Raw genomic sequence first — 19161 nt, forward strand, 5'->3', positions numbered from 1 at the left:
ACTCCCGCCAAGTTGGTTCGTTGAGTAACCTACTCAACCTGCTCAATTTGTGTGATCGACCATGAACGACCTTCGCGCCGAGCGCCTACAGGTCATGCTCACGCCGGAAGAGTTGGCCGCCGTTGACGATTTCCGGTTCAAACATCGCATGCCGACGCGGGCGGCAGCGGTCCGCGAACTGCTCAAGTTCGGATTGGCCGCCGTCGGCGTCGACGCGGCTGCGGGTGTGAAGTCGAGCAGCTTCGGCGTTTTCGGCCGCGGGCCCGACGGGCATACGCAGGAGGATCCCGAGAACGGCACCGGGGGCTGACCCACAGGAGCCGTTCATAAGCAAACGACCCCGGCACGGGGCGTGCCAGGGCCGTCTTGGAGATTGCTTCCGGCGCACCGGGGGCGTGACAACCGGGAGCAACCTGTCGACGCGTCGCGCGAGGATTCGTTCCTCGCGCTTACCGTTGCGTCTAGCCGCTCGGCGCGTCGCCGGAATCGTCCGGCGTCATGCCGGAGCCCGGCGTCTTGCTGTTGTCGTTGAGCTTGGGATCGCGCGTCGCCTCCCGCGACGGCGAGCCTTTCGAACCCGTCTTTTGCGGATCCGTCTTGTGCACGGACTGTGCGCGCTGCTTGTCGCGCGGCTGTTCCTCCGCCCGTTTGTCCTTGACGATGCCGTGGTCGGAATGGGCCATGATGTGCTTTCACCTCTCCTGATGTGTCGAAGCGCTTACGCACTGCGGCGTCGAATGTTCCGGCGAGGCGCTAGCTGTGCGCCGCGTGGACCGCAGCCGACGCATTCCCCAGATGAACCTGGCGCACCGTCGTCACCGTCGCGAACGCGACCGAGACACCAAAGGCGAGAATGAGTGAAAGAAGAGCCAGACGTGGAGCCATCACAAAACCTCCTTCTGGAAGCGAAAACCAACGCGATCGACTGTCCCCTGATCATCCTGGATTGGTCGCTTGCATTCCGTGAGCGGTCTCACACGCGGATTCACGAAAAGCAGAGCCCTCACGCATCCCGCTTTTGAGAGAAACGGACTACGAGAGGCGGAATTTCCCCGTCGAGCCAATCCTGCTCGTGGGCGAGCGCCGTCCAGGCGTCCGCCATGCGCGAAAAGCGCTTGTGGGCGGGTTGTCCCTCGGCGCGCTCGGCGAGCTGAAGACAGTTGTCGGCATTATCCCTGAAGATGTCAGACTGTTTCATATTGAAGACGTGGGGACGGAACTCTCGGGTCGCAACCCGCTTGCCGGATCGTAATGTTCAGGGAACTCCGCACGCCATTGGCTGTTTGATATCGATGCGAGTTCTTGTCGCGATCATCCTGGCATTCATCAGCACCGCAGCGCTTGCCGACAGCACCGGTGAACGAAAGTCTGGCGGCCGCCCTCCGAGCGCAACCGACGTCATCAGCGGCCTTTATGATTTCAGCCGCTTCCAGCAGGGCCTCCTGGAGAGCACCGATCTGAAGGGCAACGCCGAGGTCAAGAACCTCGCCGCCTTGCGTGCCGAGGAAGCGGCCAAGCGCGACAAGGCGCTGAAGCAGATCCAGGAGGCGATCGGCGCGGAGCCGCGCATCGGCAAGACGACGTCGGTCAGCGCGGGCCTGGTCGAGCCCGAAACGTCCGACGGACCGACTTACGTCCGAAGCTTCTATGCCTCGCAGATTCCCGAATATGAATCGGCCATTGACCTGCTCGAACGCTATTTGAAGGCGCCCGATAACGCGGCGCTCGCAACGTTTGCGCGCGAGCAGCTCCCGATGCTGCGCGCACAGGTCAAGGACGCCGGGCGCACCATGGCGGACAAGTAGCCCCCTCTATTTATTTGTCGTTCGGATGATGTTGCTGGCTCTGCGGTCGCACGGTGCGGTCGCTCTCCGGCATCCGGTCCCGGCCCGCATCCCCATTGTCGTCCTTGCCGCCCGAAGACGAGGTGCCGCTGCCGCTCGGGTTCGACCGGGTCGCCGCCCCCGTCGTCGGAGTATCCGCCCTCGGGCTGGCGGAGCTCGCGGCGGGATCGCCGGTCACCGCCCCGCGGCCGCTGGGCGCTCCGCCCTGCGCCAAGGCCGACCCGGCAAACAGCACGACGACGATCGCGGCAAGTCCTGCTTTCATATCCGTTCTCCATGTCTTGGCGGGCTAACCGCGAGGGTTGGCGCTCGTTCCGAAGGGTGGCGGGGACGAACGAGCTGGCCGCAGGATCGCGGACGCCAGCCCTTTTCGAATTCGGATGGAACCAATTCGGCGGATCGTGGTTATATTTGCCGGGCTGAGCAAAGCAGGTTCCATTTGCTGGCGCCGCAAGGTTGGCGCTTGATTTCGAATTTGGCTGACGCTCTATGTTGACCAATCGCGTCTGGCCATAGATTCGGCCGACACCTGCGGGGGAATCAGTATGAGCGACCTCGATCCCGGATCTGCATCACGGTCCGGTCGTCGCGTCCCAAAGCCAAAGCCCAACGGTGTATCGGATCCGGATTCCCGGGCCGAATTGCTGCTCGCCCTGCAGGCCATGCGCAGCGGCGATTTCTCCGTCCGCATGAGCGGCGACTATCTCGGCATCGACGGCAAGATCGCCGACACTTTTAATGAAATCATCGCCGCCAACCAGCGCATGGCGCAGCAGCTCGAACTGGTCGGCCAGGTGGTCGGCCGCGAAGGCAAAACGCGCCAGCGCGTGAAGTTCGGCCTCGCCTCGGGCTCCTGGGCCGACATGGAAGGCTCCGTCAACACGCTGATCGACGACCTGTTGTGGCCGACCCGCGAGGTGACGCGTGCGGTCGCGGCGGTGGCGCAAGGCGACCTGCTCCAGACCGTCAAGCTCGACGTCGACGGCCGTCCGCTCCGGGGCGAATTCCTGCAGTCGGCGACCATCGTCAACACCATGATCAAGCAGCTCGGCGTGTTCACCTCCGAGGTGACGCGCGTGGCGCGCGAGGTCGGCACCGAGGGCAAGCTCGGCGGCCAGGCCCAGGTGCCGGAAGTGACCGGCGTCTGGAAGGACCTCACCGAGAGCGTCAACTCGATGGCGAACAACCTGACCAATCAGGTTCGCAACATCGCCGAGGTGACGATCGCGGTCGCCAACGGCGACCTCTCCAAGAAGATCACGGTCGACGTCCGCGGCGAGATCCTTCAGCTCAAGGAAGCCATCAACACGATGGTGGACCAGCTCCGCTCCTTCGCCTCAGAAGTGACGCGCGTGGCGCGCGAGGTCGGTACCGACGGCAAGCTGGGCGGTCAGGCGATCGTGCCCGGCGTCGCCGGCACCTGGAAGGACCTCACCGACTCCGTCAACGCGATGTGCGGCAACCTGACCGCACAGGTGCGCAACATCGCCAACGTCACCACCGCCGTGGCGCGCGGCGACCTGTCGCGCAAGATCACGGTGGACGTGCGCGGCGAGATCCTGGAGCTGAAGGACACCATCAACACCATGGTGGACCAGCTCAACTCGTTCGCCTCGGAAGTGACGCGCGTCGCGCGCGAGGTCGGCACCGAAGGCAAGCTTGGCGGACAGGCGCAGGTGCCTGGCGTTGCCGGCACATGGAAGGATCTCACCGACAACGTCAACTTCATGGCCTCGAACCTGACGGCGCAGGTCCGCAACATCGCCGACGTCGCCACCGCCATCGCGAGCGGCGACCTCTCGAAGAAGATCACGGTGAACGTCTCGGGCGAAATCCTTCAGCTGAAGGAGACGCTCAACACCATGGTCGACCAGCTCAACGCGTTTGCCGGCGAAGTGACCCGCGTGGCGCGCGAAGTCGGCACCGAGGGCCGGCTCGGCGGCCAGGCCAACGTGCTCGGCGTCGCCGGCACCTGGAAGGACCTCACCGAGAGCGTCAACTCGATGGCGTCGAACCTGACCGCGCAGGTCCGCAACATCGCCGAGGTGACCACCGCGGTCGCCGGCGGCGATCTGTCGAAGAAGATCACGGTGGACGTGCGCGGCGAGATCCTGGAGCTGAAGGACACCATCAACACCATGGTGGACCAGCTCAACGCCTTCGCCGGCGAAGTCACGCGCGTCGCGCGCGAGGTCGGCACCGAAGGCAAGCTCGGCGGCCAGGCCGTCGTGCGCGGCGTCGGCGGCACCTGGAAGGACCTCACCGACAGCGTCAACTCGATGGCCTCGAACCTCACCGGCCAGGTCCGCAACATCGCCGAGGTCGCGACCGCGGTCGCCAAGGGCGATTTGTCGAAGAAGATCACAGTGAACGTGTCGGGCGAAATCCTTCAGCTGAAGGAAACGCTCAACACCATGGTCGACCAGCTCAACGCCTTCGCCGGCGAAGTCACGCGCGTCGCCCGCGAGGTCGGCACCGACGGCAAGCTCGGCGGCCAGGCCGGCGTGCCCGGCGTCGCCGGCACCTGGAAGGACTTGACCGACTCCGTGAACTCGATGGCGGGCAACCTCACCGCCCAGGTCCGCAACATCGCCGAGGTCGCGACCGCGATCGCGGGCGGCGACCTGTCGCGCAAGATCACCGTGGACGTGCGCGGCGAGATCCTGCAGCTCAAGGACACGCTGAACACGATGGTCGACCAGCTCAACCGCTTCGCGGGCGAGGTGACGCGCGTGGCGCGCGAGGTCGGCACTGAAGGCCGCCTCGGCGGTCAGGCCAACGTGCCGGGCGTCGCCGGCACCTGGAAGGATCTCACCGACAGCGTGAACTCGATGGCGGGCAACCTCACCGCCCAGGTCCGCAACATCGCCGAAGTGACCACCGCCGTCGCGCGCGGCGACTTGTCGCGCAAGATCACCGTCGACGTGAAGGGCGAAATCCTCGAGCTCAAGAACACCATCAATACGATGGTCGATCAGCTCAACGGCTTCGCCGGCGAAGTGACGCGCGTGGCGCGCGAGGTCGGCACCGAAGGCAAGCTCGGCGGACAGGCCGAGGTGCCCGGCGTCGCCGGCACCTGGAAGGACCTCACCGACAACGTCAACTTCATGGCCTCGAACCTGACGGCCCAGGTCCGCAACATCGCCGAGGTCGCGACCGCGATCGCAGGCGGCGACCTGTCGAAGAAGATCACGGTGGACGTGCGCGGCGAGATCCTGCTGCTCAAGGACACCTTGAACACCATGGTCGAGCAGCTGCGCTCCTTCGCCGCCGAAGTGACGCGCGTCGCCCGCGAGGTCGGCACCGAGGGCCGGCTCGGCGGTCAGGCCGTCGTGCCCGGCGTCGGCGGCACCTGGAAGGATCTGACCGACAACGTCAACCTCTTGGCCGCGAACCTCACCACCCAGGTCCGCAACATCGCCGAAGTGACCACGGCGGTCGCGCGCGGCGACCTGTCGCGCAAGATCACCGTCGACGTGAAGGGCGAAATCCTCGAGCTGAAGAACACCATCAACACCATGGTGGACCAGCTCAACGCCTTCGCCGGCGAAGTCACGCGCGTGGCGCGCGAAGTCGGCACCGAGGGCGAGCTCGGCGGCCAGGCCCAGGTGCCCGGCGTCGCCGGCACCTGGAAGGACCTCACCGACACCGTGAACGTCATGGCGGTGAACCTGACCGAGCAGGTGCGCGGCATCGTCAAGGTGGTGACCGCGGTCGCGAACGGTGACTTGAAGCAGAACCTGACCGTGAAGTCGAAGGGCGAGGTCGCCGCCCTCGCCGACACCATCAACAACATGACCGCGACGCTGGCGACCTTCGCCGAGCAGGTGACGTCGGTGGCGCGCGAAGTCGGCGTCGAAGGTCGTCTCGGCGGTCAGGCCGACGTGCCCCGCGCGGCCGGCACCTGGAAGGACCTCACCGGCAACGTCAACCTGCTGGCGGCCAACCTCACCTCGCAGGTGCGCGCGATCGCGGAAGTGGCGACCGCCGTGACCAAGGGCGATCTGACGCGGTCGATCCAGGTCGACGCCCGCGGCGAGCTCGCCGAGCTGAAAGACAACATCAATACGATGATCACGAACCTCCGTCTCACGACGGACGTGAACACCGAGCAGGACTGGCTGAAGACCAACCTCGCCAAATTCACCAACATGCTGCAGGGCCAGCGCGACCTCACCACCGTCGGCCGGCTGCTGCTCACCGAACTGTCGCCGCTGGTTAACGCCCATACCGGCGTGATCTACCAGGTCGAGAACGAGGACAATCCGCAGCTCCTGCTGCTCGCCTCCTACGCCAGTGACGGCATCTACCCGTATCAGCGCGTGCTGCAGTTCGGCGACGGCTTGATCGGCCAGTGCGCGCTCGACAAGCGGCCGCGCGTGGTCGCCGACATTCCGTCCGACGCGGTGCCGATCAACTCGGCGCTGTTCCGCGTCGCGCCGAAGAACCTCGTCGTGCTGCCGGTGCTGTTCGAGGGCCAGGTCAAGGCCGTGATCGAGCTCGCCTCGCTCGTCTCCTTCACGACCTCGCAGATGACCTTCCTGGAGCAGCTCACCGACTCCATCGGCATCGTGCTCAATTCGATCGAAGCGACGATGCAGACCGAAGGCCTGCTCAAGCAGTCGCAGCAGCTTGCCGGCGAGCTCCAGACCCAGCAGCGCGAATTGCAGCAGACCAACGACCAGCTCGAGCAGAAGGCGCAGCAGCTCGCCGAGCGCAACGTCGAGGTCGAACGCAAGAACCAGGAGATCGAGCAGGCCCGCCGCGCGCTGGAGGAAAAGGCGACCGAGCTTGCGCTGACCTCGAAGTACAAGTCCGAATTCCTCGCCAATATGAGCCACGAGCTGCGCACGCCGCTGAACTCGATCCTGATCCTGGGGCAGCAGCTCACCGACAATCCGGACGGCAACCTCTCGGCCAAGCAGGTCGAATTCGCCCGCACCATCCACGGCGCCGGCACCGATCTGCTCAATCTCATCAGCGACATCCTGGATCTATCCAAGATCGAATCCGGCACGGTGACGGTCGACGCCGAGGAAATCCTCACCGCGAACCTGCTGGAGACCGTCGGACGGCCGTTCCGGCACGAGGCGGACAACCGCAATCTCTCGTTCAAGATCGACGTCGATCCGAACCTCCCACGCAGCATCGTCACCGACTCCAAGCGCCTGCAACAGGTCCTGAAAAACCTGCTCTCCAACGCTTTCAAGTTCACCGCCGAAGGCGAGGTGCGCCTGAATGTCACCGCCGCGGTCAGCGGCTGGGGAACCGATCATCCGGTGCTGAATTCCGCGCCGGCGGTGATCGCGCTCGAAGTGTCCGACACCGGCATCGGCATTCCCGTGGAAAAACAGAAGCTGATCTTCGAGGCGTTCCAGCAGGCCGATGCCGGCACCAGCCGGAAATATGGCGGCACCGGCCTTGGGCTTGCGATCAGTCGCGAATTGGCAAGCCTGCTCGGCGGCGAAATTCATCTGCGCAGTTCGCCGGGCAAGGGCTCGTCGTTCACGCTGTATCTGCCGCTCAAATATTCCGGTCCGACGCTCGCACCGCGCGCCGCACCCGCGCCGCAGCAAAACAATCAGCCGCCTGCGCTGCAGCCCGCCGCCGCGCCGGAGCAGCAGCGCGTCATCGAGCAGCTTCCCGACGACCGGCTCAACCTCGAGCCTGGCGACAGCATCCTTCTGATCGTCGAGGACGACCCGCATTACGCGCGTGTACTGGTCGACCTTGCGCGCGACAAGGGATTCAAGGTCCTGGTCGCCGCCCGCGGTGCGGAGGCGCTGGAGCTTGCCAAGCAATACCAGCCGAGAGCAGTCTCGCTCGACGTGTTCCTGCCCGATATGCTCGGCTGGACCGTGCTGAGCCAGCTCAAGCACAATCCGCTGACCCGCCACATCCCCGTGCAGATCATCACGCTCGACGAGGACCGCCAGCATGCGCTGGCGCGTGGCGCGTTCTCCTTCGTCAACAAGCCGACGACGACCGAGGGCGTCTCGGCCGCGCTGACGCAGATCAAGGAGTATGCACGGCCGCGGCGCAAGCGGCTCCTGATCGTCGAGGACAACGAGGCGGAACAGCTTTCGATCCGCGAGCTGCTGCACCACGACGACATCGAGATCGTGACGACGGACACCGGCGCCGGCGCGCTCTCGACGCTGCGGGAGGTGCCCTGCGATTGCGTGGTGCTCGACCTCAGGCTGCCCGACATGAGCGGTTTCGAGGTGCTGGACCAGATCCGCAACGACGAGGCGCTGTCCAACGTCCCGGTCGTCGTCTTCACCGGCCGCGAGCTTTCGGCGGAGGAGGATGCGGAACTCCACACCATGGCGCGCAGCATCGTGGTCAAGGGCGTGGAATCGCCGGAGCGCCTGCTCGACGAGACCGCACTGTTCCTGCACCGCGTGATCACGGAGCTTCCGGTCGAGAAGCAGCGCATGCTGGAGAAGCTGAACAGTTCCGACGAGGATTTGATCGGCAAGACCGCGCTGCTCGTCGACGACGACGCCCGCAACATCTTCGCGCTGTCGAGCGTGCTGGAACGGCGCGGCATGAAGGTGCTGACCGCCACGACCGGCCGTGAAGCCGTCACCCTGGTCGAATCCAATCCGGAGATCGCCATCGTTCTGATGGACATCATGATGCCGCAGATGGATGGCTACCAGACCATCGGCGTCATTCGCGAAAACCAGGCCTTCGCCCGCCTTCCGATCATCGCGCTGACCGCCAAGGCGATGAAGGGTGACCGGGAAAAATGCCTGGAGGCCGGCGCGTCCGACTATCTCGCCAAACCCGTCAACACCGATCAATTGCTGCTTGCGATCCGCATGTGGCTGCACCGATGAGTTTGGATCCGCGAATGGACCACGAAAAGGTCAACATCCTCCTCGTCGACGACCAGCCGGCCAAGCTGCTCGCCTATGAGGTGATCCTGAAGGAACTCGGCGAGAACCTCGTGGTCGCTTCGTCCGGACGCGAGGCGCTGGAGGTGCTGCTCAAGACCGAGATCGCGGTGATCCTGGTCGACGTCTGCATGCCCGAGCTCGACGGCTTCGAGCTTGCCGCGATGATCCGCGAGCATCCGCGCTTCCAGAAGACCGCGATGATCTTCATCTCCGCCATCCAGGTCAGCGACATCGACCGGCTGCGCGGCTACGAGATGGGTGCGGTCGACTACGTGCCGGTCCCGGTCGTGCCGGAGGTGCTGCGGGCCAAGATCAAGGTGTTTGCCGAGCTCTACCGCAAGACCCGCGAGCTGGAACGGCTGAATCAGGAGCTCGAGGATCGCGTCCGCGCACGCACGGCGGAACTGGAGAACTCCACCGCGAAGCTGCGCGAAAGCGAGCAGCGGCGCAGCATGGCCATCGCCGCCGGCAAGATGGGTTCCTGGGATTGGGACTGGATCAGCGGCGACTGGATGTGGGACGAGGGACAATATCGCATCTTTGGCGTCGGCCCGGAGAGCTTCGAGGTCAATCCGGCCAACGTCCAGGCGCTGTTGCATCCCGACGACGTCGATCAGTTGCGCAAGGCGATCGCCGAATTCAACAAGGGCACGCGTGCCTATGAGACCGAGTTCCGCATTGTGCGGCCCGACGGCGAGGTGCGCTGGTGCGTCGGCACGGCGGCCGCGACGGTCGACGACAGCGGTCGCGTCGTGCGCGTGAGCGGTGTCACCGTGGACATCACCGAACGCAAGCGAGCCGAGGAACGGCAGAATTTGCTGGCGCGGGAAGTCGATCACCGCGCCAAGAATGCGCTGGCGCTGGCGCAGTCGATCGTCCGCCTCACCCGCGCCGACGAGGTCAAGGCCTATGTCAGCGCCGTCGAAGGACGCATCAATGCGCTGGCGCGCGTGCACACCATCCTGTCGCTGTCGAGCTGGCAGGGCGCGGAGCTCTCCAAGCTGATCGACGAGGAGCTTGCGCCCTACTCGCTCGGCGGCCAGATCATATTGGCGGGTCCGGAGGTCCAGTTGCTGCCGGCGACGGCCCAGACGCTGGCGCTCGCGCTGCACGAGCTCTTCACCAACTCGGCCAAGTATGGCGCACTCTCGACCAGGTCGGGACGGCTCACGATCGGCTGGCAGGTCGAGGACCAGCTGCTGACGCTGAGCTGGGAGGAATCCGGCGGTCCGCTCGTCATGACGCCGAAATCGCGCGGCTTCGGCACGCGGAGCCTGCTTGCGAGCGTCGAGTCCCAGCTCGGTGGACAGGCGCAATTCGATTGGCGAGCCGAAGGACTGTTGTGCCGCCTCAAGGTGCCGCTGACACGCAAGACGGCGACGGCCGCCCCCGGAAAATTCGACGCCCCCAGCTCAGCCGAATTGCAACGCGCCTCGGGCTAAAGCGCGATGCGATCAGGATGAAGCGTCATCGCGCTTTGGTTTGTTGTTTGAGCATGATCTTTTCGGAAAACCGCTGCGCACTTTTCCGGATCATGCTTTAGCCCGACGCCGCCATCCTGGTTTGCCGCGGCGGCCGCGCTTCCTCGGCGAGGCGTCCTTCGAGCCAGGCTTCCGTCTGAGCGAGGTCGCGTAGCGCCCTCGCGTAGCGGCGGGCCGCACTTCGCTCCGCACCGCGCGGCAGTTTGCGGGCCTTGCGCAGCATGTCCGCAGCCGCGTTGCGATAGGCCAGCGAGCGGTAAAGAAAGACAACCTTACCCATATCGAATGTTCCCGTTTTGCTGACGCTCATCCTCGCAGGCCCGGCATGAACGTCGGATGAAGCCGGTGATGACAATTCCTTCATGCGTTTGGAACCGGCGAATATGGCCCGCGTTTGCATGTCAGTTCGGGATGCGGTTCCCATGCGCGCAAAAAAGTCGTCGGACCTGATCTCTCCCACCGGCCTCATCAAGCTGATGACGCATGCGATGATGGGCGCAGCCCTCGGCCTCGCCTTCAGCCTCACGCTGATCCTGTCCAATCCCGCCGTCGCCAAGCTGCTCGATCACGGCGGAAGCCAGGCCGCAATCATCTTCGCCCTGACATTGGTGACGACGTTCGCGATCGGCGCGACACTCACCGGCGTCGTGTTCATCCTCGCAGAGGACAAGCAATCTTGAAGCGTGCGTGCGGCCCGGCAGATGCGTTTGTCGGGAACTCCTTCGGCAAATGGCGGTTGGCTGCCTGCGTCAATTTAACTCAGGGAGTTCCCCGCATGACAACGGCAAAACTCGTTCTCACCGCAATTTTGGCCACCGGCCTCGCCGCCGCGCCGCTCGCCGCACAGGCCAAGTCGCACAAGGCCAAACACGGATCATCGATGTCGTCCTCGCAGACCACGGGCGCCAACACCAAGGCCTCGAAGGGCGCGGATCCTTCCGGCCAGGGCGGCTCCGGTCCCGGCTCGGACCAGGGCGGCACCATGACGAACAAGAGCAGCAAGGGCATGAGCAATACCAAGTGAGCTCAGGCCGACATGACATCAAAAGCCCCGCGGCGACGCGGGGCTTTTTTTCTTGATGCGGGATCGGCAATCGAGCGCCACATCGTCGAGCGCCGGCGTCAGCTCGTTACGGGCGACGCGTTTCAGAGTTGAGCGGGCGGCTCGCAGCATTCGTCTTCACGAGTTGCTCGAGCTGCGCCCGCTTGCGTCCGATCAGAAGTTGGGCCGCAGCATCGTCGAGCCCCGCACGCTGCAATTGCCGGATGGCCGAGCCCAATTCGAGAATCTCGGCGCGCAACCTCAAGATCCGGTAAGTGTCCGGGTCCTCCTCCACGGCGCCCCCCCAAAAGGTGTCAGCGCCGCGTGCTCGCGCGCTCGGGACCGACGGCTGTCTTCACGAGACGAAGGCGCACCCGGTCGCGAACGTCAGGCAGGACATCGCCGCCGCCAGCAGCCTTCCATTCGCCGATCAGCAAATTGACCTTCCGGCGCAAATCCATCTGCGCCAGGGCTTGCTGGACGCAATCGCGGTCGCCGTTGATGAGATACCGCACGGAGGCCTCGACGCCGGCCATCTCAACCCTCAAGGCGCTGATTTTACGTCGAATTTCATTAATTCTGTTGTCCATGGCTTGTTAGAACAAAATAAGAACATATAGTCAAGTCACGATTTCAGGACGGAGAAGCGACATGCAGGTTCAGGGCAAATACGACGCCAGGGTTTTCCTCGCCGAGCAGATGACACGGACGCAGGGGCTGAGGTTGAAACGGCTAAGCGAAGAAGCGTATCAGCCCGCGCAATATGCGCGCGATCTGTCCTTCAGCGAGGCCGCACGTCGTATCCAGGTGCTGGAAGCCGAGATCGAGCTGGCGAATTCCTTCTAGGCTGCGCCTGGAACACTGTCCGCGTCCTTCGGAACCATGCCCGTGTCGAATGGTTCTCCCCGGCCAAGGGAGAACATGCATGGCACGCAAGGCAAAGAAGCGCAGCTACTCGCGCAGCGCCGGCAGCGATGTCGAGAGCGAGATGCGCCGCTACAAGAAGGGCACCGCCAAGAGCGGTCGCAAAGGCCGTGGCGGACGTGTGAAGAGTCGCAAGCAGGCGATCGCGATCGGACTGTCGAAGGCACGCAAGAAGGGCAAGAAGGTCCCGAAGAAGGCCGCCAAGAAGACCTCCAAGAAGACGTCCAAGAAGACCTCCAAGAAGACCTCCAAGAAGAGGACGACCAAGAAGAGGACAACCAAGAAATCGTCGAAGCGCAAATCCAGCAAGCGTTGACGTTGGCCTGCGTCAGATCATGCTGCCCGGCATGAAGCAGCGGATCGAAACGCCGAACGCGGTCTTCACCGGCCACACCATGGTGCGGCCGGCCCGGTTCGGCTCGGTGATGACGGCTTCGTCCGGCACCTCGATCCACTCGCCGTCGAGACGCACGCGATAATGCCCGTTATGCGACTCCCAGTCGGGATCGGCGACGGCAAAACCATCCGCATCCGAACAGCACGGACCAAGGTGGCTGCGCAGGCTGTCGAACCATGGCTTCAGGGGTGAGTCCGCGTAGCGGCCGTCGTCCCGCCCGAGAGCGTTTCCGCCCCAGAGCACGAATGGCGCCACGAGTAGCGCCCTCCTCAGCGAGAGCTTCAATCGATCCATGTCGGCACCGATCAAATGCGAACAGCGGCCAGTTCCGGAAACCGGCGGCAAGTTCGAAGTTCCACGCTTGCAACTGGTCCCGGCGGCATCGTTACCGCCGGCGACCCGCACGAGTCGGAACTTTGATGAGCGAACACGGCTTTTTCGGACGAACCGCGTCATCGTCGCTGCCGTTAACGAGAATGTTATCGATCGCCTCCCGGGAGTCCTGAAGGCGAACGAAAAAGGCGGCCGCGAGGGCCGCCTTTCTTGATCCATGCCGATCGGCGTTCGCCTCAGGCGAGTGGTACCGCGACGAAGCGGGTCGCCTGCGCGCTTCTGACCTGCAACAGCACGCTGCGCTTGCCGGACGATTTGGCCTGCGCCAGCTCGGAACGGACATCGCCGACATTGGCGACGGCCTTGCCGCCGACGTTGAGGATGACGTCGCCGGTCTGGATGCCGCGCTGCGCCGCCGGCCCTTGCGGATCGACTTCGGTGACGACAACGCCCTTCTGGCCAGCGCCCTGGACGTCACCGGCCGGAGCCAAAGCAAGACCGAGGCGCGGCGTGCCGGAGCCCGGCTGGTCCTTGCCAACATCGGCCTTGGCCTGCCGTTCGTTCGGCAGTTCGCCGAGCGCGAGCGTCACCGTTTTGCTGTCGCCTTTGTGGAAGACGTCGAGCTTCACTGAGCTGCCAGGCGCAAGAGTCGCGATCGTGCGGGCGAGGTCGCGGGAGTCCTTAATCGCGGTGCCGTTGACGGCGGTGATGACATCGCCCGCCTCGATGCCGGCCTTGGCCGCCGGGCTGCCATCCTGCGGATTGTCGACGATCGCACCGCGCGCCTCCTTCAGTCCGAGGCTGTCGGCAATCTCGGCGGTGACCGGCTGCACTTGCACGCCGAGCCAGCCACGGGTCACCGCGCCCTTGTCCTTCAGCTGCGCGACGACGAGCTTTGCGGTCGAGGCCGGAATGTCGAAGCCGATGCCGACCGAGCCGCCGGAGGGCGAGAAGATCGCAGTGTTCACGCCGATCACGTTGCCGCTCATGTCGAAGGCCGGGCCGCCGGAATTGCCCTTGTTGATGGGCGCATCGATCTGGATGAAGTCGTCATAGGGACCGTTGCCGATGTCGCGGCCACTGGCCGAGACGATGCCGGCAGTCACGGTGCCGCCGAGGCCGAAGGGGTTGCCGACCGCGACCACCCAGTCGCCGATGCGCGGCTTCTGGTCGGAGAATTTGACGAACGGGAAGTCCTTCTTGCCGTCGACCTTGATGAGCGCGAGATCGGTCTTCGGATCGGTGCCGACGACCTTGGCGGTGTAGCTCGTGCCGTCATCCATGGTCACCTGCACCGACTCGGCGTGGTCGACGACGTGGTTGTTGGTCACGGCATAGCCGTCGGCGGAGATGAAGAAGCCGGAGCCTTCGCCCGTGATCATCTGATGGCGCTGGCGCGGCATGCCGTTCATGCCGCCCGGGCCACGGAAGCCGAACTGCCGCGAGAACTGGTCGAACGGGGTGTCCTCGTCCTGATCCATCCGGTTCTGCTGCAGCATCGCGCTCTTGTCGTTGTCCTGGTCGATCTTGACCCGCACCGAGATGACGGCGGGTTTGACCTTACTGACGAGGTCACCAAAGCCCGGCGGCGTCGCGGCGGATTCGGCGGCCTGGGCCGGGGTAATGAAGGAGCTCGGACCGAACGGCGAAGAGCCGGGAGCAGCCGCCAGCACGGCCACGCCGAGTGCGGCCACGGTGCCGAGCAGCGCAAGCCGGCGCGGCCTCAGGATCTTGCGGGACGTGGTGTCGGAATTGACGCGATCGTTCATGTCGAAATGTCCATGTTGGATAAGGTGTCGCCTTGCCTCCAACATGGCCATCGTCACCTTACGACGTCCCGTCCATCCGATTAAATCTTCGCAAAGAATGCGCGGGCCCCGGGAAAGTCGTCCCCTGCGCATTTGATGCAGCTCAACGCGGGTCCTTCGGGCAGTGAAAAAATGCGACCATTGGATGATGTTCATCGGAGGCGCGCCATGTACAAAGACATTCTCGTCCACATCCCCACCGAACGCCCCATGCGCTGCGCGATCGAAGGCTCGATTTCGCTCGCGGCGCGGTTCAACGCCCATCTCGACGCAGTCGCGATCGGCTATGTCGCGACCAGTGCGGCTTACGTGATGGAGGGCGGCGCTGCGGTCGCGGCCGTGTTCGAACTGGAACGCGAGCGCGCGGTAGAGCGGGCCGAGGCCGCGCTGGCGGTGTTTGGCATCGAAGCGGCGAACGCCGGCATCTCCTACGGCTGCCGCGCGCTCGGCGCGATCCCGGTAGACGCGGCCGGCTCGCTCGGCGAGATGGCACGGTTGCACGACCTCAGCGTCGTGCTTCAGCCAGATCCGGCGCAGGGCTCGTTCGACAACGACGTGCCGCGCGAGATCCTGTTCCAGGCCGGCGGCCCGGTGCTGTTCCTGCCCTACACCTTCCATGGAGCTTTCAAGGCGAACCGGATCGGCATCTGCTGGGACGGCAGCCGCCTCGCGGCCCGCGCCGTGCACGATGCCGCACCGTTCCTGGCGCGCGCCGATGAGATCGTGATCATCACCATCAACGAGGCCGATGCGGTCTCCGACGAAGCTTCAGCGAACGGTCTGGCAAGACATCTCGGCCGGCGCGGACTGTCGACCCGCACGGTCGGCCTGTCGGCGACGCGCGCCGACATCCAGCCGACCATCCTGTCGCTGGCGGCCGACGAGGGCCTCGATCTCCTGGTGATGGGCGGCTACGGCCATTCGCGGTTGCAGGAGCGCGTTCTCGGCGGCGTCACCCGCGCCATGCTGCAGGCCATGACGGTCCCGACGCTGATGTCGCATTGAGCCGGGCCGGCCCGGCGCCATCACGCCGCGACCGGGGTCTCCCACGTCGCGGGTACGGCGTCGCCCTCGTCGTGCTGCACATTGCACGCGTCGAAATGCGCCTTGAGCTCGACCTCGGCGAGATATTCGAAATGTTCGGCCTGGCCGAGGAGTTCCCAGTTCTGAAGCGGCCGGTAGGCCGCCTGCTGACGACAGAGGGACGCCAGCGCCCGGTAGCGACGTACGTTCTCCATGAGACCCTCCCTCGCATTCACTGGGCTTATTGCCCCGATTTGCGTCAGGCCGATGGCGGTTGTGCAAAAGATTTGCTGCGCCTAGCCTCGGCTCGCTGCTAGGAAATATATGTCCGGGCCAAAGTTCCAAATGAACCGCGCCTTGGACCCGAAGGCTAGGCGTAGAGCCGGCGCTCCACGGTCACGCCGACCAGGTCAAGATAGCGCTCGATCAGGGCGGGCCGACCGACCAGATAGCCCTGCATCTCCTCGCAGGCCTCCCGCGCCAGGAAGGCACGCTGCGCTTCCGTCTCCACCCCCTCGGCAATGACCGGGATACGCAGGGCGTGCGCGAGACTCAGGACCGCGCGGACGATCTCGGCCGATTGCGGCGTCGCCTCGAGATTGGAGATGAAGCTGCGATCGATCTTGATCTTGTCGAACGGGAACGACTGGAGATAGGACAGCGAGGAATAGCCGGTGCCGAAATCGTCCATCGCGATGCGGATGCCGAGCGCCTTCAGCCGCCGCAGCAGATTGAGCGCGCGGGTGAAATCGCCGATCAGCACGCCCTCGGTGATCTCGACCTCGAGCCGCGTCGGCGTCAGCCCCGTCTCCAGCAGGATCTGGTGGATCGAACGTTCGAGATCGCCGGCCTGGAACTGGATCGGCGACAGGTTGACGGCCACCTGCAGCGGCCGCGGCCAGGAAGCCGCCTCGCGGCACGCTTCGCGCAAGACCCATTCGCCGATCTGGACGATCAGCCCGTTCTCCTCGGCGAGCGGAATGAACTGGTCCGGCGGCACGAAGCCGCGGGTCGGATGGTTCCAGCGCAGCAGAGCCTCGAAGCCGATGACCTCGCCATCCACCCGCGCCTGCGGCTGGAAGTAGACCAGGAACTGGTTCTGCTCCAGCGCCAGTCGCAGGTCGTGCTGCAACAGCCTGCGGTCGCGCAGCTCCTGGTCCATCTCGGATTCGAAGAAGCGCACCCGGCCCCTGCCCTCGCGCTTGGCACGGTAGAGCGCCGAGTCGGCGTTGGCGAGCAGCGTGGCGGCATTCACGCCGTCGTCCGGATAAAACGCGATGCCGACGCTGAGGCCGACATGGGAGAGATAGTCGTCGACCTCCAGCTCCTGGCCGATGGTCTCGACCAGGCGTTCGGCGAGCGCCAGAACGTCATCGCGGCTGATGTCGTCGGGCATCAGGATCATGAATTCGTCGCCGCCGATACGGGCGACGAAGGCGCCGTCGGCTTCCTCGGCAAGCCGGTCCGCCGCCGCCCGCATCAGCAGATCGCCGACGGGGTGGCCGAACACGTCGTTGACTTCCTTGAAGCGGTCGAGATCGAGGCTGAGCACGGCAAAACTGGTCGCCGCCTCCTGCGCCCGCTCCAGCCGTTCGCCGAGCACGGCGTTGAAGGCGCTGCGGTTCGGCAGGTCGGTCAACGCATCATGATGCGCAAGATGGCTGATCCGCGCCTCGTTGGTGATCCTCTCGGTGACGTCCTCGATCACGCCGACCAGGTATTGCGGCGCGCCGCTGCCGTCCCTGACCAGCAGCTTGCGCGAATTGACGAGACGATCGCGGCCCTTCACGCCGACCTCGAGCAGATGCCCCTCCAGGAACATCGGCGCGCCGCTGTCGACGACGCGGCGATCCTGCTCGTTGACGACGCGGGCGATATGGTCCGGAAAGATCTGCTGCGGAGTCTTGCCCAGCATCGCCTCGCGCGGCATTCCGTAATACTCTTCGCCGGCGCGATTGAGCAGGACGTAGCGGGAATCCTTCGCATCCTTGGCAAACACCGCGATCGGGATGCTCTCGATGATGCTGTCGAGGAATTCGCGCGCCCGCAGCAGATCCTGTTCGGCGCGCTTGTGCGTCTGTTCGAGTTCCTCGATCATCAGCTTCATTGCACGGTCGGTGCGGCGGCGATCGCGATCGCCCTCCTCGTAGGCCGCACCGACGAGCTCGCAGAGCTTGGTCAGGTCGACCTGTCCGGACTCGTCCGTCGACTGGCGGATCTGTCTTGCGAGCAGCCGGTGCATGGTCAAGCTGCCGCCTCCGCGATGACGGTGACGGTCATGGTCTGGTTGTGCAGCTCGCAGCGGCCGGACGCGGCCGGCGGAGCGATCTCGCCATAGGAGTAGAACCCGATCCGGACGACGTCCTCGCCGAGCTCGGCGGCAACGGCATCCAGCTCGTCCTGCGTGTGCTGCCCCATCACCCTGCGGCGGCCGGTACAGCTCACCAGGATGGCAAGCTTGTCGCCGTCAACGCCCTCCGCAAGTGCACTGCGCGCCTGCCGGCCGGCCTCGCCAGCGCCGGCGGCAAGACTGTCGAAATTGGCGCGCATCAATTGCGCGGTGCATCCTTCCGGAATGTCGGCGGCGAATGTCAGGGTGCGGGCATTGCGATCCACCGCGAACACCGAGCGCACGATCTGCCGGTCCGGCTCGGCCTCATCGTGAATGCGCAAGGGGAATGCCAGACCCGAACCCGGCATCGCCTCGGCTTCTTCCTCCCCGAGATAGCGGGTGTAGAGGTCGAGCGGCGGCTCGCCGTCGAGTTCCACGACCACGGATCCTTCCGACTTCGTCACCTTGCGACGCGGGCCGAACACGTCCCAGCCGCCGGCACAGCCATGCGCGAAGCGGAACGAGGCGCCGTAGAATGCGATTGCGGCAACGCGGTTCGGCGACGGCTCGGCGTCGGCTCCGACGATCGTCTGTTCAAATCGGGTGCCGTCGCCGGCGAGCCCGCCGGTGACCGGCAAATCCGGCCCCAGAACCTCGGTGATTCCGGCAAGCAGTTCGCCGCCGTTCACCGCCAATCCGTCGGACAGGACAAACAGACCCGCCAGATCGGCCGCCAGCGCCTGGCGGGCAAGGCGCGCACCGCAGGCCCGCGACGCATCGCGGGTCTCGACGACCTCCTGCACCAACCGCACTTGCGTATGGGCGAAGCGCAAGGCGACCGCGATGACTTCGTCATCGCAGATGTCGTCGCCGTGGATCTGGCCGCCGGTGCTGCAGCCGACGATATGGCTCTCGGGATAAAGACCGCGCAGCTCGCGATAACGTTTGCCGTCCACCAGTTGCTCGCGGCTGCCGAAATAGAGCACGAGCTGGGGCGGCTCGCGCAGGGCATCCGCTCCGCGCCAACCATGGGCAGCATTCCAGTGACGATATTGAATGTGCATCCCACGCT

At 65.0% G+C, this 19161-nt stretch carries 21 protein-coding genes; 9 read left to right on the forward strand and 12 right to left on the reverse strand.

Translation table 11 applies throughout. The annotated features are described in order from the left end of the window. Positions 1-61: 61 nt before the first annotated feature. Entirely contained in the window at positions 62-310 is a 249-nt protein-coding gene (locus XI04_RS29880) for a hypothetical protein (protein ID WP_028144042.1), read from the forward strand. A 151-nt stretch (positions 311-461) separates the two neighbouring features. Here XI04_RS29880 and XI04_RS29885 read toward each other — a convergent pair whose 3' ends face one another. The 3 genes from XI04_RS29885 to XI04_RS29895 form a co-directional block, all read right to left on the reverse strand. After that, entirely contained in the window at positions 462-683 is a 222-nt protein-coding gene (locus XI04_RS29885) for a hypothetical protein (protein WP_028144043.1), read from the reverse strand. 70 nt (positions 684-753) lie between these two features. After that, positions 754-885 (reverse strand): hypothetical protein, encoded by a 132-nt coding sequence (locus tag XI04_RS29890; protein WP_256379439.1) that lies wholly within the window; start codon positions 883-885, stop codon positions 754-756. Between the two features lie 118 nt (positions 886-1003). Further along, the gene (locus XI04_RS29895) at positions 1004-1198 is read right to left on the reverse strand and encodes a hypothetical protein (protein WP_271608967.1); all 195 of its coding nucleotides are present in this window, start codon (positions 1196-1198) and stop codon (positions 1004-1006) included. 94 nt (positions 1199-1292) lie between these two features. Here XI04_RS29895 and XI04_RS29900 point away from each other — a divergent pair, with 94 nt between their 5' ends. Further along, a complete protein-coding gene (locus tag XI04_RS29900) occupies positions 1293-1805 on the forward strand; it encodes a DUF4142 domain-containing protein (RefSeq protein WP_038950583.1) in 513 nt (170 codons plus the stop codon). Between the two features lie 10 nt (positions 1806-1815). Here XI04_RS29900 and XI04_RS29905 read toward each other — a convergent pair whose 3' ends face one another. Then, a complete protein-coding gene (locus XI04_RS29905) occupies positions 1816-2109 on the reverse strand; it encodes a hypothetical protein (RefSeq protein WP_028144046.1) in 294 nt (97 codons plus the stop codon). A gap of 280 nt (positions 2110-2389) precedes the next feature. On the opposite strand from XI04_RS29905, the gene XI04_RS29910 reads away from it, so the two are divergent. Next, the gene (locus tag XI04_RS29910) at positions 2390-8689 is read left to right on the forward strand and encodes a HAMP domain-containing protein (protein WP_271608966.1); all 6300 of its coding nucleotides are present in this window, start codon (positions 2390-2392) and stop codon (positions 8687-8689) included. A 14-nt stretch (positions 8690-8703) separates the two neighbouring features. Continuing rightward, positions 8704-10191: an HWE histidine kinase domain-containing protein gene (locus XI04_RS29915; RefSeq protein ID WP_028144048.1), complete on the forward strand. Its 1488-nt coding sequence runs from the start codon at positions 8704-8706 to the stop codon at positions 10189-10191. Positions 10192-10288: 97 nt separating this feature from the next. Here the strand turns inward: XI04_RS29915 and XI04_RS29920 are convergent, their stop codons facing one another. Then, positions 10289-10510: a hypothetical protein gene (locus tag XI04_RS29920; protein ID WP_028144049.1), complete on the reverse strand. Its 222-nt coding sequence runs from the start codon at positions 10508-10510 to the stop codon at positions 10289-10291. Between the two features lie 142 nt (positions 10511-10652). On the opposite strand from XI04_RS29920, the gene XI04_RS29925 reads away from it, so the two are divergent. Both XI04_RS29925 and XI04_RS29930 read left to right on the forward strand, forming a co-directional pair. Further along, complete coding sequence (locus tag XI04_RS29925; RefSeq protein WP_028144050.1) at positions 10653-10910, forward strand: hypothetical protein; 258 nt, start codon at positions 10653-10655, stop codon at positions 10908-10910. A gap of 95 nt (positions 10911-11005) precedes the next feature. Further along, complete coding sequence (locus tag XI04_RS29930; RefSeq protein WP_028144051.1) at positions 11006-11254, forward strand: hypothetical protein; 249 nt, start codon at positions 11006-11008, stop codon at positions 11252-11254. Positions 11255-11360: 106 nt separating this feature from the next. Here XI04_RS29930 and XI04_RS29935 read toward each other — a convergent pair whose 3' ends face one another. Both XI04_RS29935 and XI04_RS29940 read right to left on the reverse strand, forming a co-directional pair. Next, positions 11361-11567 (reverse strand): hypothetical protein, encoded by a 207-nt coding sequence (locus XI04_RS29935; RefSeq protein ID WP_028144052.1) that lies wholly within the window; start codon positions 11565-11567, stop codon positions 11361-11363. Positions 11568-11586: 19 nt separating this feature from the next. Beyond that, positions 11587-11808, reverse strand: coding sequence for a hypothetical protein (locus XI04_RS29940; RefSeq protein WP_028144053.1), 222 nt, complete (start codon positions 11806-11808; stop codon positions 11587-11589). A gap of 115 nt (positions 11809-11923) precedes the next feature. Here XI04_RS29940 and XI04_RS29945 point away from each other — a divergent pair, with 115 nt between their 5' ends. Both XI04_RS29945 and XI04_RS29950 read left to right on the forward strand, forming a co-directional pair. After that, complete coding sequence (locus XI04_RS29945; RefSeq protein WP_018321749.1) at positions 11924-12118, forward strand: DUF3072 domain-containing protein; 195 nt, start codon at positions 11924-11926, stop codon at positions 12116-12118. 79 nt (positions 12119-12197) lie between these two features. Further along, positions 12198-12512, forward strand: a complete 315-nt coding sequence (locus XI04_RS29950; protein WP_271608965.1) for a DUF6496 domain-containing protein — start codon at positions 12198-12200, stop codon at positions 12510-12512. 12 nt (positions 12513-12524) lie between these two features. On the opposite strand, the gene XI04_RS29955 is transcribed toward XI04_RS29950, so the two are convergent. Then, a complete protein-coding gene (locus XI04_RS29955) occupies positions 12525-12887 on the reverse strand; it encodes a hypothetical protein (protein ID WP_028144056.1) in 363 nt (120 codons plus the stop codon). 275 nt (positions 12888-13162) lie between these two features. Beyond that, positions 13163-14695, reverse strand: coding sequence for a Do family serine endopeptidase (locus tag XI04_RS29960; protein WP_212476655.1), 1533 nt, complete (start codon positions 14693-14695; stop codon positions 13163-13165). A gap of 207 nt (positions 14696-14902) precedes the next feature. Between XI04_RS29960 and XI04_RS29965 the strand changes: the two genes are divergently transcribed. Then, positions 14903-15739, forward strand: coding sequence for a universal stress protein (locus XI04_RS29965; protein ID WP_028144058.1), 837 nt, complete (start codon positions 14903-14905; stop codon positions 15737-15739). A gap of 20 nt (positions 15740-15759) precedes the next feature. Here XI04_RS29965 and XI04_RS29970 read toward each other — a convergent pair whose 3' ends face one another. The 3 genes from XI04_RS29970 to XI04_RS29980 form a co-directional block, all read right to left on the reverse strand. After that, entirely contained in the window at positions 15760-15972 is a 213-nt protein-coding gene (locus XI04_RS29970; protein ID WP_038951145.1) for a hypothetical protein, read from the reverse strand. Between the two features lie 155 nt (positions 15973-16127). Continuing rightward, positions 16128-17999: a putative bifunctional diguanylate cyclase/phosphodiesterase gene (locus XI04_RS29975; RefSeq protein WP_240536467.1), complete on the reverse strand. Its 1872-nt coding sequence runs from the start codon at positions 17997-17999 to the stop codon at positions 16128-16130. Positions 18000-18001: 2 nt separating this feature from the next. Continuing rightward, positions 18002-19153 (reverse strand): FIST signal transduction protein, encoded by a 1152-nt coding sequence (locus XI04_RS29980; protein WP_271623874.1) that lies wholly within the window; start codon positions 19151-19153, stop codon positions 18002-18004. Positions 19154-19161 lie beyond the last annotated feature (8 nt).

The organism is Bradyrhizobium sp. CCBAU 11430 (genome assembly GCF_028128855.1).
GTDB classification, from domain to species: Bacteria; Pseudomonadota; Alphaproteobacteria; order Rhizobiales; family Xanthobacteraceae; genus Bradyrhizobium; species Bradyrhizobium ottawaense.

Bases quoted from the DNA above. Each gene is read 5' to 3' on its own strand.
- XI04_RS29880 (WP_028144042.1), top strand. From the start codon at position 62: ATGAACGACCTTCGCGCCGAGCGCCTACAGGTCATGCTCACGCCGGAA.
- XI04_RS29885 (WP_028144043.1), bottom strand. From the start codon at position 683: ATGGCCCATTCCGACCACGGCATCGTCAAGGACAAACGGGCGGAGGAA.
- XI04_RS29890 (WP_256379439.1), bottom strand. From the start codon at position 885: ATGGCTCCACGTCTGGCTCTTCTTTCACTCATTCTCGCCTTTGGTGTC.
- XI04_RS29895 (WP_271608967.1), bottom strand. From the start codon at position 1,198: ATGAAACAGTCTGACATCTTCAGGGATAATGCCGACAACTGTCTTCAG.
- XI04_RS29900 (WP_038950583.1), top strand. From the start codon at position 1,293: ATGCGAGTTCTTGTCGCGATCATCCTGGCATTCATCAGCACCGCAGCG.
- XI04_RS29905 (WP_028144046.1), bottom strand. From the start codon at position 2,109: ATGAAAGCAGGACTTGCCGCGATCGTCGTCGTGCTGTTTGCCGGGTCG.
- XI04_RS29910 (WP_271608966.1), top strand. From the start codon at position 2,390: ATGAGCGACCTCGATCCCGGATCTGCATCACGGTCCGGTCGTCGCGTC.
- XI04_RS29915 (WP_028144048.1), top strand. From the start codon at position 8,704: ATGGACCACGAAAAGGTCAACATCCTCCTCGTCGACGACCAGCCGGCC.
- XI04_RS29920 (WP_028144049.1), bottom strand. From the start codon at position 10,510: ATGGGTAAGGTTGTCTTTCTTTACCGCTCGCTGGCCTATCGCAACGCG.
- XI04_RS29925 (WP_028144050.1), top strand. From the start codon at position 10,653: ATGCGCGCAAAAAAGTCGTCGGACCTGATCTCTCCCACCGGCCTCATC.
- XI04_RS29930 (WP_028144051.1), top strand. From the start codon at position 11,006: ATGACAACGGCAAAACTCGTTCTCACCGCAATTTTGGCCACCGGCCTC.
- XI04_RS29940 (WP_028144053.1), bottom strand. From the start codon at position 11,808: ATGGCCGGCGTCGAGGCCTCCGTGCGGTATCTCATCAACGGCGACCGC.
- XI04_RS29945 (WP_018321749.1), top strand. From the start codon at position 11,924: ATGCAGGTTCAGGGCAAATACGACGCCAGGGTTTTCCTCGCCGAGCAG.
- XI04_RS29950 (WP_271608965.1), top strand. From the start codon at position 12,198: ATGGCACGCAAGGCAAAGAAGCGCAGCTACTCGCGCAGCGCCGGCAGC.
- XI04_RS29955 (WP_028144056.1), bottom strand. From the start codon at position 12,887: ATGGATCGATTGAAGCTCTCGCTGAGGAGGGCGCTACTCGTGGCGCCA.
- XI04_RS29960 (WP_212476655.1), bottom strand. From the start codon at position 14,695: ATGAACGATCGCGTCAATTCCGACACCACGTCCCGCAAGATCCTGAGG.
- XI04_RS29965 (WP_028144058.1), top strand. From the start codon at position 14,903: ATGTACAAAGACATTCTCGTCCACATCCCCACCGAACGCCCCATGCGC.
- XI04_RS29970 (WP_038951145.1), bottom strand. From the start codon at position 15,972: ATGGAGAACGTACGTCGCTACCGGGCGCTGGCGTCCCTCTGTCGTCAG.
- XI04_RS29975 (WP_240536467.1), bottom strand. From the start codon at position 17,999: ATGCACCGGCTGCTCGCAAGACAGATCCGCCAGTCGACGGACGAGTCC.
- XI04_RS29980 (WP_271623874.1), bottom strand. From the start codon at position 19,153: ATGCACATTCAATATCGTCACTGGAATGCTGCCCATGGTTGGCGCGGA.